At 59.7% G+C, this 13,634-nt stretch carries 13 protein-coding genes; 4 read left to right on the forward strand and 9 right to left on the reverse strand.

Going from position 1 to position 13,634, the window contains the following annotated elements; all coding sequences use genetic code 11:
- The first annotated feature begins 192 nt into the window (after positions 1-192).
- Entirely contained in the window at positions 193-519 is a 327-nt protein-coding gene (locus CPA42_RS10705) for a hypothetical protein (protein ID WP_002519468.1), read from the forward strand.
- Between the two features lie 59 nt (positions 520-578).
- Here the strand turns inward: CPA42_RS10705 and fbaA are convergent, their stop codons facing one another.
- The 3 genes from fbaA to CPA42_RS10720 form a co-directional block, all read right to left on the reverse strand.
- Positions 579-1,604, reverse strand: coding sequence for a class II fructose-bisphosphate aldolase (fbaA, locus tag CPA42_RS10710; RefSeq protein WP_002516196.1), 1,026 nt, complete (start codon positions 1,602-1,604; stop codon positions 579-581).
- 110 nt (positions 1,605-1,714) lie between these two features.
- The gene (locus CPA42_RS10715) at positions 1,715-2,197 is read right to left on the reverse strand and encodes a hypothetical protein (RefSeq protein WP_002516285.1); all 483 of its coding nucleotides are present in this window, start codon (positions 2,195-2,197) and stop codon (positions 1,715-1,717) included.
- 141 nt (positions 2,198-2,338) lie between these two features.
- Positions 2,339-2,929, reverse strand: a complete 591-nt coding sequence (locus tag CPA42_RS10720; RefSeq protein WP_002526164.1) for a TrmH family RNA methyltransferase — start codon at positions 2,927-2,929, stop codon at positions 2,339-2,341.
- A gap of 113 nt (positions 2,930-3,042) precedes the next feature.
- On the opposite strand from CPA42_RS10720, the gene CPA42_RS10725 reads away from it, so the two are divergent.
- Positions 3,043-3,771, forward strand: coding sequence for a DedA family protein (locus tag CPA42_RS10725; RefSeq protein ID WP_002519470.1), 729 nt, complete (start codon positions 3,043-3,045; stop codon positions 3,769-3,771).
- Positions 3,772-3,808: 37 nt separating this feature from the next.
- On the opposite strand, the gene CPA42_RS10730 is transcribed toward CPA42_RS10725, so the two are convergent.
- From CPA42_RS10730 to CPA42_RS10740, 3 genes are all read right to left on the reverse strand, one after another.
- A complete protein-coding gene (locus CPA42_RS10730; protein WP_002519471.1) occupies positions 3,809-4,294 on the reverse strand; it encodes a hypothetical protein in 486 nt (161 codons plus the stop codon).
- Positions 4,295-4,456: 162 nt separating this feature from the next.
- Positions 4,457-5,260 (reverse strand): spermidine synthase, encoded by an 804-nt coding sequence (locus CPA42_RS10735; protein ID WP_002519472.1) that lies wholly within the window; start codon positions 5,258-5,260, stop codon positions 4,457-4,459.
- Positions 5,257-6,315, reverse strand: coding sequence for a glycine betaine ABC transporter substrate-binding protein (locus CPA42_RS10740; protein ID WP_002519473.1), 1,059 nt, complete (start codon positions 6,313-6,315; stop codon positions 5,257-5,259). The genes CPA42_RS10735 and CPA42_RS10740 overlap by 4 nt, the downstream gene beginning before the upstream one ends.
- Before the next feature lie 98 nt (positions 6,316-6,413).
- On the opposite strand from CPA42_RS10740, the gene CPA42_RS10745 reads away from it, so the two are divergent.
- Positions 6,414-6,791, forward strand: coding sequence for a YchJ family protein (locus tag CPA42_RS10745; RefSeq protein WP_002516315.1), 378 nt, complete (start codon positions 6,414-6,416; stop codon positions 6,789-6,791).
- A 185-nt stretch (positions 6,792-6,976) separates the two neighbouring features.
- Here the strand turns inward: CPA42_RS10745 and CPA42_RS10750 are convergent, their stop codons facing one another.
- On the reverse strand, positions 6,977-8,560 hold the full coding sequence (locus tag CPA42_RS10750) for an MFS transporter (RefSeq protein ID WP_002519475.1): 1,584 nt from the start codon (positions 8,558-8,560) through the stop codon (positions 6,977-6,979).
- A gap of 78 nt (positions 8,561-8,638) precedes the next feature.
- Complete coding sequence (gene clpB, locus CPA42_RS10755; RefSeq protein ID WP_002516349.1) at positions 8,639-11,212, reverse strand: ATP-dependent chaperone ClpB; 2,574 nt, start codon at positions 11,210-11,212, stop codon at positions 8,639-8,641.
- A gap of 289 nt (positions 11,213-11,501) precedes the next feature.
- Between clpB and brnQ the strand changes: the two genes are divergently transcribed.
- A complete protein-coding gene (gene brnQ, locus CPA42_RS10765; RefSeq protein WP_002516201.1) occupies positions 11,502-12,860 on the forward strand; it encodes a branched-chain amino acid transport system II carrier protein in 1,359 nt (452 codons plus the stop codon).
- Between the two features lie 6 nt (positions 12,861-12,866).
- On the opposite strand, the gene CPA42_RS10770 is transcribed toward brnQ, so the two are convergent.
- Positions 12,867-13,613 (reverse strand): HAD-IIB family hydrolase, encoded by a 747-nt coding sequence (locus CPA42_RS10770; RefSeq protein ID WP_002516323.1) that lies wholly within the window; start codon positions 13,611-13,613, stop codon positions 12,867-12,869.
- Positions 13,614-13,634: the final 21 nt, after the last annotated feature.

The following is a 13,634-nucleotide window of genomic DNA, read 5'->3' on the forward strand; positions in this document are numbered from 1 at the left end:
AAGGCGTAGCACCCCTCGACGCTCCCCGGCCCTTCTTCCGCGCCCCCGAGTCACAGGCAAAGAGCGTGAATTCAATAGGGTAGAGCGAAGCACTTGGGACGAACTACATGGGCACTTCACTTGACATGAAACCGATTACCACCAAGGAACAGCAATCAGAACCAAAATGACTATAAAATACCCGTATGCGTCATGCTATCCGCTGCTGTCGGAATTGGCGGCACACTCCTAGTACAGCACCGTGATGACGAACTCCAGGTAAGCACTGTCGGCATGGCGACCTATTTCGCCGAAGCCTGGGGCCACGCCATTTTCAAGGCCTACAACGACGACAAAACCGGACTGAACGAAGGAATCCTTATTTCCGATGGACCCCTTCCTACGCGATCGTCCCGTTCGACCGGAGAACCGATCATGACGGTCGTCATGGTCCCCGTCAACGGAAAATTGCTCGTCGACTGGAACGCCACGGTGCGAGCCAACAATTCCCCGCTCCCACCACTACCATCACACCGATGACGTGAAAAATCCCAGCCAATCCTCACAACAGAACTGGCCGGGATTCTTCACAAAACAACTCAGGCGCTGACCGAAGTACCCTTCGAACCCAGCTGCTCACAAGCCTCAACAATCCGGGCGGCCATACCAGCCCCAGCCTTCTTGCCCCACGAACGCGGGTCGTACATCTTCTTGTTGCCGACCTCACCGTCAATCTTGAGCATGCCGTCGTAGTTCTTGAACATGTGCTCAACAACCGGACGCGAGAACGCGTACTGAGTATCGGTATCGATGTTCATCTTGATAACGCCATAGGACACCGCGTCGGCGATCTCCTGGGCAGTCGATCCCGACCCACCATGGAAGACCAGATCGAACGGCTTCTCCTTGCCGTACTTCTTGCCGCACTCGTCCTGGATCTCCTTGAGGATTCCCGGGCGCAGCTTGACGTAACCCGGCTTGTACGCACCATGGACGTTCCCGAAGGTCAGAGCGGTGGTGTAGCGACCCTTCTCACCCAGGCCCAGCACCTCGAGGGTACGCATGCCGTCAGCAACGGTGGTGTACAACTTCTCGTTGATCTCGCCGGTCACACCGTCTTCCTCGCCACCAACAGCGCCGACCTCGATCTCGAGGATGAGCTTGGCCTTCGCGGTGCGCGACAGTAGCTCCTCGGCAATCTGCAGGTTCTCCTCAACCTCGATGGCCGAGCCGTCCCACATATGAGAGTTGAATAGCGGGTCCTGGCCCTTGTCGACGCGCTCCTGCGAGATGGCAATAAGCGGGTTGACGTACTTATCTAGCTTCTCCTTCTGGCAGTGGTCAGTGTGCAAGGCCACGTTGATCGGATAATTCTTAGCAACGACGTGGGCGTACTCCGCGAGAGCAACCGCACCGGTCACCATGTCCTTCACCGTCTGGCCGGAGGCGTACTCGGCGCCACCGGTGGAGATCTGGACGATGCCGTCGGAACCGGCCTCAGTGAACCCCTGCAGAGCAGCATTGAGGGTCTGGGAGGAGGTCACGTTGATGGCCGGGTACGCGAAGCCCTGTTCCTTCGCGCGGTCAATCATCTCGCCGTAGACCTCAGGTGTTGCGATGGGCATGTTAGGCCTTTCCTATATGAACTCGCGTTGACAAGAGCTATTCTTCCGCAGGCACCCTCCCGATGTCAGTTCCGACACCCGGCACGCTCATAGGTGCTGCGCAGCGCACATTAGTCGGCGATGCCGGCACCATCCTGTTCCACCCGAATGTGACCACCTGAGGCCGTGGAAATCGCCGCATCAATGTCAGCTAGCTGACTATCAAGCCAGGACAGTGGAACCTCCCACTGCCTGCCGTCATCGGCATAGACAACCAGACCGGGACCAGAACCAATCGACGAGCCCCCCACCTTGACCGCAGATACATCATCCCAGCGAACCTCGTCCATAGACGTCGCCACAGGCCCTTCAGACTCGCAGCGCAATGCTCGTCGCAAGAGCAAGCCACGCGAACAGACGATGAGCGCGGGCCCCTCCCCGACGTCGAGAAGATCCTTGCGAGCGGCGTGCAGCCGCAGATTCTGGATGACGAAAAGCACGAGGAATAGCACCACCCATGCCCCGAGCATCCACATCACCGTCGATAACTGGAAGGCGTCGGCCGTCAACGCCCACAACAAACCACCAATGACGACGACAATGAAGGCCTGCACCGCCAGGCGAAATCTCGTCGCATGATGATGAGCAACCCGGGAGGCACTAGGCACTGGATTGAATGCCACAACTAGTCGGAGTGGTTCCTCGGTGGGTTGCGTGCTCATGACACGAGCCTAGAGGGTGACGGTTCTCCCCGATCAGCTAGTGCGTGGCTTTGGACACCACTGCGTCGTCCAGGCGTACATAGCAATCGCGGCAGCCGCACCAGCATTCATGGAACGCGTTGACCCGTACTGGGTGATAGCCACCAACTGCTCGCATCCTTTGACGACCTCGTCGGTCAACCCGGGACCTTCCGATCCAAAGACCAAGCAACAGTCCTGCGGCAGCTGGACCGTCTCCAGTGGCACCGATCCAGGCAGATTATCCACTCCGACGGGAGTGACGCCGTGCTCGTCAAGCCAGTGTAGGAAGGAGGGGACGTCAGAGTGATGGTAAACGTGCAAATACCGGTCAGTCACCATTGCGCCACGTCTATTCCAACGACGCCGCCCCAAGATATGAACGGCCGCGACATTAAAAGCGTTGGCGGTACGCACCACCGACCCGATATTGAAATCGTGTTCCCAGTTCTGAATAGCCACATGCAACGGGGAGCGCTGGGCGTCAAGGTCGGCGACGATGGCCTCCATCGTCCAGTAGCGGTACCGATCAATAACATTGCGTCGATCGCCTGAGGCCAACAGCTCAGGATCGAGTCTCGGGTCATCAGGCCACGGTTTGGGCATCGGCCCAACACCTACGACTGTAGTCCCTAACTGGCTGGGAGTCTGCAGTGAAGGGGCATCAGCGAGTTCATCAGCGGACGAGGCACACACGGACCAAAGATAGTCTTGACCCTATGTCGAGTCTCCTCATGACCCTCCCAGCCCTGCTCACCCCAACCTGGATGGACCCTCAGACCATCATCCAGGGTACCGGTGCTGCTGCTCTGTGGATCGTCGCGCTGATCGCCTTCGCCGAATGCGGCCTTGCGGTGTTCTTCATGCCCGGAGACTCTTTGCTTTTTGCTCTGGGAATGTTTGCCGCCGTGGGCGTTAACTCAACCGTCCCTTTGGTCCATTACGGATCTGTGACGACGACCCTCATCATCGTCAACGTGGTCCTCATCATCTGCGCTATCGCAGGAAATATCTGCGGTTACTGGATCGGCTACCTGGTTGGCCCGAAGCTTTTCCGAGAGCGAGAAGGATTCATGGGTAAGGTGTTCTCCCCCAAACATGTGGACACCACCCATGAGTTCTTCCGCAAGCATGGTTCCGTAGCGCTCATCCTGGCCCGTTTCGTACCGATCGTGCGCACCTTCGTCACCATGATTGCCGGCGTGGGACGGATGACGTTTCAGAAATTCATCACCTATACCGCTATCGGCGGCATACTCTGGGTACTCATCGCTGTCCAGGCTGGTTATTTCCTCGGCCAAATCCCCGTCGTTCGGAACAATTTCGAGGCGGCTCTACTCCTCATCATCGTGGTGTCAGTGCTGCCGATGGGTGTCGAATGGCTCAAGGCCCGACGCAAGGGTCAGGTCAGCCAGCCACAATCAGCTCGGCGGTCCCGCGTCGAGTGAAGGCCGAGCTGAACGTGCCGTAGGTGAGGGAATCGACTCACCTACGACGGGAGTTCGCTTGCCACGGCTGGACCTGCCCCGGCGCTAGCCATCCTTCCTCTGGCGGATTTGCGATCACCTTGTCGCGTTCGGCGACAGCCTTAATCCACGTGTTAACTGGTGCGCTCCAAACGATAACCAACACCACCGCGACGACCATGACCCCGATGACGTCAAACCCTCCTATAAACTCTGCGCCACGAGAAAGCCACCACATCCAACCCAGCGAGAGCACCGTGAAGAGATAGCGGTCGATGGCGTGGCCTCGACCCATCGTCACCATCAAGACGCAACCCGCCAGTGGAATGAGCAGATAACCAGCCCAGCCTCCCGAGTCCATGCCCAAGGCGAACGACGTCAGGATCGGGCCGAGGGCCGATTGGCTCTCGCTACGCCCAGCCACCCACAACTCACAGATGATGAGGGCCCACATGGTCGACAAACCGATCACAATGACCCGTGCCACAACGATCAGTTTGGGCATCCCTGGCAACGACGGCAGATAGCCATACCTGACTGTTCCCTCAGAGGTCGTATGGGTCATGGTGACATCATGTCACTTAGCGACAACCCGAACGAGAACCGTCATCGCCGCGATGTCTCACCAGGTCACTACCCAGGACAACACCGCTGACCAGACGAGCAGTCAGGAGAAGAAGGTCGCTCCGCCAGGCGGCCCCGGCGAGGATTCGGTGTCGCCATCGTGGAAAGGACGAGCATCTGCCAACAGCTTCGCCAGTGCATCACCAGCGATAAACCGGAACGGGACAGCCGCGCCGCTACAGCGTCGAGTCAGGTCCTCCTCGTGCAGCGGTCCGTTCGAGGCGGCCAGGACAATATTTCCGTAGCGACGCCCCTTGAGGGTCGCTGGCTCCGCCGCCATACAGACGTTGGAAAACACTTCTTTAACGGACCTCACGACTCGCTTAGTCCACACAAGGGGTGCGGAGTCAGCTAAGTTCGCTACCCCGATACCGTCGGAGTGCAGGATGCGGGATACATCGGCAAAGAACTCGACAGTGACGAGGTCGCCAGGAACCCGAGCGCCGTCGAAGGCATCGAGGATGACGACGTCGGCGAAATCCTCCCGCATGGCCGCGACCCCCGATCGTCCGTCTACCGGACGCACCTTGATCCCTGAACGCACCGGTAGCGGAGCCTTGAGACGGACCTCAGCCGTCAACTCGGCGTCGGGCTCACAGACGATCTGCGGGCTGGTCGGACGGGTCGCCGCGACATACCGCGCGAGGCACATCCCTGCCCCACCGAGATGGATGACGCGCATCCTCTCCCCCGCTGGACGGTGAACATCGAGATGATCGGCGATGCGTTGCATATAGTCGAACTCCAGACGGGTGGGATCGTCGGGATCGATCCACGACTGATCCGCGTCACCGACGCGCACCATCCACGCTCCCGCCACGTCCGGGTCGGGCAGAAGTCGGCTCATCGAGACCCCAGCCTTCCGGCCAGCCAATCGTGCACCCAGTCCGAATTATCGGCCATCCACCTCGAGATCGCAGTGTCCTCCTGGCCACCACGCTTAGTGGTATCGACCATGAGGTGCTCCAGACTAGACAGGTGGGCGTCGTCGATTGCGAGGTTCCGGATGAGCTGAGCGGCCTTGGGATGGTCCTTCTCAAATCCGGGGCGACCGAAACTGTAAATGAGCTCCGCGTTGGAGATGGCGTTCTTGGGATCATCGAGATCGCGTACCGGGTAAGCATCATAAGCCCAGTGCGGCCGCCAGAGAGTGACCGCGACGTTATTCCCTGCCTTGGTGGCTTTCTGGAGCTGGGCCAGCATCGCCGGCGTCGACGAGGTCTTGAGGGTAATGTTCGACAACCCGTACATCGGCAACGTCTGATGAGCGATGGTCTTCGTCATCTCGGCACCCGGTTCAATGCTGTAAATGACGTTCCCGTAAGCGCTACCAGTTTTCTTGAGATCGGCGATGGAATGTGCCGGTGAGTTTTTATTCACGGCAATAGTGAGTTTCGCATTGTCGTACCAGCACCCGAGATTCTCCAACTTCGGGCCGTACTTGCGGATGTAGCCAGCCTGGGTCACCGGAAGCCAGGAATCAGTGATGATGTCGATGTCACCGCCAGCAGTCGCCTGATACCCGACCCCGGCGTCAAATCCTTTAATGGTGACGGTGTAGCCGTCCTTCTTGAGGACTTGCTTGATGAGACCAGCTGTCGCCCAGGACTCATCCCATCCGTTGAACGCACCGATCGTCAGGGAGGTGTTGGTATCGGGCTTCATTGCGGTGATGTCCTTGGAACGAGCTCCTGGGGTGTAATGGGTCCACTTCTGGTCAGGCGTAGCACCTGCATGGGCCTCGGGGGTCGCCTCAACTCCCGAACGTGATCCGTTGGCCGCCTCGTCACCACTGTTGTAGACCCCGGCTGTCCCGGAACACCCCGCAAGTCCCAACCCGATCAGGCCTGCCAAGAACGCCATGGCTGCCACACCGTGCGACATCATCCATCTCCCATCCATCCAGCGCCCGATGTGGCGCAAGCCTTCAGAATCTCGTCGGAGGGCCGGTGCCGACTGTAGTCCGCGCCGGGCGACACCCAGCCTGGGATGCTTAAACCATGACCTTATTGTGTCCCTGCGGATCAGGACGGAACCTCGACCAGTGCTGCGGACCAATCCTCGACGACCCGCGTCACGCCGAAACCGCCGAAGCACTCATGCGGTCGCGCTACACCGCGAACACCCTGGGACGGTGGAATCACCTGTGGGCAACCTGGCACCCCCGTACCCGTCCCGATGTTGTCGATTCGCAGGGCGTGGAATGGACGGGTTTACAGATCCTTGCCACCAAGGATGGCCAACCGGGCGACATCACGGGAATGGTGGAATTTCGCGCCTCGTACCGGGCCGGGAAGCGCCACAACGTCCTCCATGTGGTGTCCCGTTTCCAGCGTCGCGCAGGCCGGTGGATGTATGTCGACGGGGACGTCGACTAAGCACTTAGTTCTTGCCAGACTCCGCCGCGGCCGAAGAGACGACGCTATCGAGCCATGTGCCGTGCGCACCGGACGTGGCATGACAACCACCGGGCACTGCGCGTTGCGTCTGATGTCTCAGATCCCAACACCGCACAACGGAGTGGGCTTGATAGTGCTGGCCGTCGTAGTCGTCTCCTCCTGGCTCACTCCGCTTGACGGGCGGCGGACTTCTTGGCACGGTCACGGCTGAGCGGATCAGTGATGGCCTCCAGACCCTTGCCCTCGGCGTCAACGCCCATGAACAAAGCGACGAGACCACCGGTAAGCATGATGCCGGCACCGATGAAGTAACCGCCGACAAGGGGGCCGCGCGAGGAACCGTCACCGATGAGGTTACCGAAGATGAATGGAGCGATAGCACCGGCAATCTGGGCGATCGAGAAAAAGTAGCTAATAGCCTGGCCACGAACTTCCAGCGGGAAAATCTCAGACACTGTCAGATAGGCCGAGGAAGCTCCGGCACTAGCAAAAAAGAAAGCGACGCACCAGAAGATAGTGTGGGTGGTCGGCGTCAGGGCGTCACGCTGGAACAGTATCGCACTGATAGCCAGCACTAGAGCAGCTATTCCGTAGGTGGCGAAAATCATCTTACGTCGACCAACAGTGTCGAAGAATCGTCCCAGTAGAATTGGGCCGAGTAGGTTTCCGACCGCGAATGGGATCATATATAAGCCGACGTCAGATTTAGACACTGAATAGAACTGCGACAGCACGATCTCATAGGTGAAAAAGATGGCGTTGTACAGGAAGGACTGGGTCACCATAAGGGTGACACCCAGCACAGTGCGCTTCCAATAGCGACGCAGGAACACCTCGACCAGCTCAGCACCAGACTCCTTAAACTCTACCCAACGCTGGGAGAAGTTGCGGCGACCTTGACGCCTCACCTCGGGTTCCAAGGTGATGGCCTGGTCGTCGCTAACCGGCTCAAGTTCATGCCCCGACTCCCGAACATCCTGCTCGATCCCGGCAACGATCTCTTCGGCCTGCTCACCGTAACCGTGCGTTAGCATCCACCGAGGCGACTCCGGAATGTGCTTACGAATAAGGATGACAACAATGCCGAGAACCGGACCAATAAAGAAGCCAATACGCCAGCCCCAAAACTCCGCGACCTTCGTCGGGTCAAGGAGGTAAATAGTGGCGACCGAACCGAGCATGACGCCAGCCCAGTAGGTGCCATTGACAGACAAGTCCACCCGACCGCGATACTGGGCTGGAATGAGCTCATCGATGGCCGAGTTGATCGCTGAATATTCACCACCAATACCAGATCCAGCAATAAACCGGCACACATAGAGGAACCACGTCGAGAAGGACAAACCTGCAATACCCGAACCAAGAAGGTAAACCAGGAGAGTCAGAGTGAAGAGTTTCTTTCGACCAATACGGTCGGTAAGTTTGCCGAAGAAGAGAGCACCAAGTACTTGGCCAAGCAGGTAGAAGGTTGCTGCCGCGGTAACCTCGGTGGTGGACATGTGCAGCGGTTTTGCAAAGCCATTTGCTGCGACGATCTGCACCTCAATACCGTCGAGGATCCACGCTGTTCCTAGACCGACGATAACCATGGTGTGAAATGTCGACCACGGCAGCCGGTCGATACGGGCCGGTATCAGTGATGTGATCGTTCGCTCAGTGGCTTGGGCGTCTGACACAGCGGTCCTCCTCCATGTGGGGATGGCGTGAGCAGGGTATACCCACACACTCCACCAAATAGTGAGAAACATCACAGCAGGGGCGTTGGTTCAACTGCCCCAACGCCCCTACGAACTGTCACAACGCCGTCACACGGCAAGCGTTCGCCATCAGAGAATCACCAAACCGTCACCGGCCTCGTTGATGTCAAAGGTCGCCGTATCGCCCTCCTGCACTTGCCCAGACAACACCTTGCGAGCCAGCTGATCATCGATGGTGGTCTGCATCAGGCGACGCAGTGGTCGGGCACCGTAGATCGGGTCGAAACCCGCCATGGCCAGCCAGTCCTTACCGGCGTCGGTCACGGCAATGGTGATGCGCCGCTCGGCCAGCCGTGAATTGAGCTTAGCCAGGTTCGTCTCGACGATCCGTCCCAGATCGGCCATCGACAACGGGTCGAACATGACCACATCGTCGAGTCGATTCAGGAACTCGGGTCGAAACGCCTGACGCACCGCCCCCATGACGGCCTCACGCTTAGCATGGTCATCAAGGCTCGCGTCTGACAGGAATTGGCTACCCAGATTGCTCGTCAAGACCAAAATGGTGTTGCGGAAATCCACCGTGCGTCCTTGGCCGTCAGTCAGACGACCGTCGTCGAGCACCTGCAACAAAATGTTAAAGACGTCGGAATGAGCCTTTTCCACCTCGTCGAGCAAGATAACCGAGTAGGGGCGACGCCGCACAGCTTCGGTAAGCTGACCGCCCTCTTCGTAACCGATGTAACCCGGAGGGGCACCGACCAGACGTGAGACGGAGTGCTTCTCCATGTACTCACTCATGTCAATACGCACCAGAGCGGTCTCGTCGTCGAAGAGGAACTCCGCCAGGGACTTGGCCAACTCGGTCTTGCCGACGCCCGTGGGGCCCAGGAAGAGGAACGAGCCAGTCGGACGGTTCGGGTCGCTGATTCCGGCCCGGGAGCGACGCACCGCATCCGAGACGGTCTTGACAGCTCGATCCTGACCAATAAGACGTTCGTGCAGCCGCTCCTCCATATGGAGCAGCTTCTCCTGCTCGCCTTGCATCATCCGCCCCACGGGGATGCCGGTCCACGAGGAAACAACCTCGGCAATGTCGGAGGTACCGACCTCCTCGGACACCATCCGTGGGGTCTCCTCCTCAGCCTTGGCAGCAGCCTCCATCTCCTTCTCAAGGCCGGGAATCTGACCGTAGAGGATCTCGGACGCTCGCCCGAAGTCGCCCTCGCGCTGGTACTTGTCGGCCGCAGTCCGCAACTCGTCAATCCTTGTCTTGAGCTCACCGACCTTGTTGAGACCAGCCTTCTCAGCCTCCCAGCGCGACTCCAGGCCGCGCAGGGTCTCCTCCTTGTCAGCCATGTCAGCGCGCAACCTCGTTAGGCGCTGCTGGCTGGCCGGGTCGTCCTCCTTCTCGACGGCGAAGATCTCCATCTTCATGCGGTCGACTTCACGGCGCAGGGTGTCGATCTCCTCCGGAGAGGAGTCAATCTCCATGCGCAGCCGAGACGCAGCCTCGTCGATAAGGTCAATGGCCTTGTCAGGAAGCTGACGGGCGGTGATGCACCGGTGAGACAAGCTGGCGGCCGCGACAAGGGCTCCGTCAGTAATACGCACCTTGTGGTGGGCCTCGTAGCGCTCTCGCAAGCCGCGCAGGATGGCAATAGTGTCCTCAACCGACGGTTCACCGACAAAGACCTGCTGGAAACGACGCTCCAGAGCTGGGTCCTTCTCAATATGCTCGCGGTACTCGTCGAGGGTAGTGGCACCGATCATTCGCAGCTCGCCACGGGCCAGCATCGGCTTGAGCATATTGCCAGCGTCCATTGCTCCCTCTCCGGAAGCCCCGGCGCCGACGACGGTGTGCAGCTCATCGATAAAGGTAATGATCTGCCCCTCGGCCTCCTTGATCTCGTTGAGGACGGCCTTGAGGCGCTCCTCAAACTCGCCGCGGTATTTAGCCCCGGCAACCATGGAGGACAGATCCAAAGAGACGACGCGACGCCCTTTGAGAGAGTCGGGAACGTCCCCGGCGACGACGCGCTGAGCCAACCCCTCGACGACGGCAGTCTTGCCGACCCCCGGTTCACCGATAAGGACCGGGTTGTTCTTAGTGCGTCGCGCCAACACCTGGACGACGCGGCGAATCTCCTGGTCACGACCAATGACGGGGTCGAGCTTGCCGGCACGGGCGCGCTCGGTGAGATCGACGGAGTACTTGGCGAGAGCCGATTCGCCTCCCTCGGACTCCTCGGAGGTGACACGACGGTCTCCACGACCTTCATTGAAGGCCGCCGCGAGGGAGTCGGGCTTGAGGCCGAGCCCTGCCAGGCCGTTCTGGACGTCGGAGGGAACCGCCGTCAGCGAAATAAGAAGATGCTCGGTAGCGACGAAGGAATCGCCCATGGCCTCGGCACGGTTCTGCGCGTCGGCGATGACTCGGGCGAAGGCCCCGGACAGCTGCGGCTGAGCTATTGAGGCGCCGGTACTTGACGGAAGGGAGCGCATCGCTGCGGTAGCGACGGCGTCGACCTGCTGAGGATCAATCCCCAAGCCAGCTACCAACGGACTGACAGTGTTGTCTGGGATCGTGAACAGTGCGTGAAGAAGATGCGAGGGCTCCACGGATGGGTTCCCGTGGGCCAACGCATGCCGAGTAGCGGCGGTGACCGCGTCACGGCTCATCGTGGTGAGATTGGTGTCCATTACGTGCCTCACTGAAGTTGAGTTGCTATGACTCAAGTATGACTCCTGACGGGACACAATCAAGTGAAGTTGAGCGTATATGACTCAACTAGCCCAAGGGAGTCGCTCCCCTACCACCTCGGAACCACTGTGAGGTCCAGCCGCTCCGCGTCGTCACGGTCAGAATGACTGGAAGAGGACGGCCTCCCGTCCCAATTGTCAGATGACACGAACGACCCTCAGATGAACGCTCGTTCTCACCTATAGGAAAAGCGGAAGCTACCGCCACCACCCTGGCAAGATATTCCCCATGTCCGATCTGCGAACCGTCCCCAAGCACACCGCCCTCCTCATCGGGCTCATGATATTTGGGCTATTTTTCGGCGCCGGAAACCTCATCTTCCCGGTCGAGCTAGGGCGCCTCGCCGGCCACAGCGCCCCCGTAACCGCCGCAGGATTTCTCGTCACCGCAGTCGGGATCCCCATCGTGGCCATCATCTCTTCCGCCGTGTCGGGATGCTCCAGCGTCCACGGCATGACCTCGCGGGTGTCCTCTCAATACGCCACGATCTTCACCTGCCTGCTGTACCTGACCATCGGCCCAGCCTTCGCCATCCCGAGAACGGCGACCGTCTCCTACGAAGTCGGCGTGGCGCCCTTTATCCAAGGCCACGGCCCGGCACTGCCGATCTTCACCATCGTGTTCTTCGCGATGACTCTGGTCGCAGCCCTCAAACCCGGAAAGCTCATGGACTGGGTAGGGCGATATCTGACCCCACTGTTCCTTGCCCTGCTAGCCATCCTCATCGTGGCACCCCTCATCCATCCCATGCCCACCGTCGCGAATCGTCCCCCGCAGCCCCCGTACGATCACCAGCCCTTCATGCACGGCTTCCTCGACGGCTACAACACCATGGACGCGCTGGCGTCCCTCGCCTTCGCCATCGTCATCATTGAAGCAATCAATCAACGCGGCTCGACGGGCCGTCGCGATGTCACCCATATCACAATCCGCGCCGGGCTGGTTGCCACCATCCCGCTGACCCTCGTCTACGTATCCCTGGCATGGCTCGGGCGCACGTCCACCCTCGTCGTCCCTAACGCTGCCAATGGCGGCGTCGTCCTGGCTGGGGTTTCACGCCACTACTACGGCACGGCCGGTCAGGTGTTGATAGCCGCCATCGTGCTGGTAGCCTGCCTCAAAACAGCGATCGGTTTGGTCGTGGCCTGTGCCGAGATCTTTCGTCGCATGTTCCCGGCGGGGCCGTCAGTGCGAAGCTGGGTCGTCATCTTCAGCGTGGCGTCAGCCATCATCGCCAACGCCGGTCTGACGACGATCATCGCCTGGTCGACCCCCGTCCTCATGTTCCTCTACCCGTTGGCAATCACGGCGATCATTTTGGGGCTGCTTGACCCGTGGCTGGGTGCCAGCCGCCTCCCCCACCGCATCATGACCGGATGCGTCGTCCTGGCTGCCCTGCCAGACCTGGTGCGCGCCCTGCCGATCCAAGGGTCAGGAACCCGCGCTATCACCCACGTGGCCGACATGGTCCTACCCTGGGCGTCCGACGGTCTCGGTTGGGGGCTTCCCGCCATTATCGGTCTGGCCGCCGGTTGGGGAGCCAGTCTCATCTTGGGTCGCCCCCGTCGTTGGGGCACGAGTAGCTGAGTGGCTTTACGCTTGCGAGAGCAAGTCTTCGAGCTTGACCAGGGTGTCGTGCCAGTCGTCGACCGCGACGCACGGAATACCCATCGCCTTGACAGGATAGTCGTTGCCGTGTTCGTCAAGACGATCACCGTAAAACAGCACATCCGCCTTGGATAGGCCCGTCATCTCAAGCAACTTGGCTATACCGAAGGACTTGTCTCGACCAACTCGAGTGATATCCACGGAGGTAGACCCCCCAGCGCGCACCTCAAGATCAAGGAGCTTCCCAGCAACCGCCTCACGCAGTTTAAGCTTCTTGTCGCCGCTGGGATCCCACGCTTTCTTCGCGTCGACGGGGGCCCGCTGACCCAGTGCGGAAAAAGTGATCTGCGACTCGCGGTCTTCCAGTACCGGACCCCAGGTGTGTTCCTCCCACAGCCCGAGGTCACGGGCGCAGGTTTCGACAGCTTCCATAGCACGGGACTTCTCGTCGTCGGTCAAAGCCTCGACGTAAATACGCTGCCACTCACCGTCAACACAGCGGTAGTACTGAGTACCGCAGGCGGGCAGCAGGTGGAGCCGATCCAGCCGGGGTGCGTCGACGAGAGCCTCGACGACCTGAGTCCGGAACTGACCGAACTGGCCACCAGAGATGACGCATACACTCGTGCGATCAAGCAAACGAACAATGATGCGGGCCATCTCCTGGGGAAGGCGAGTTTTCGAGGGGGCCAACGTGTCGTCTAGATCAAACGCGACAAGTTCAGGAATCACCCTCGAACTGTACAAGGCCGA

Origin of the sequence: Cutibacterium acnes, assembly GCF_003030305.1 — a bacterium.
Taxonomy (GTDB): domain Bacteria; phylum Actinomycetota; class Actinomycetes; order Propionibacteriales; family Propionibacteriaceae; genus Cutibacterium; species Cutibacterium acnes.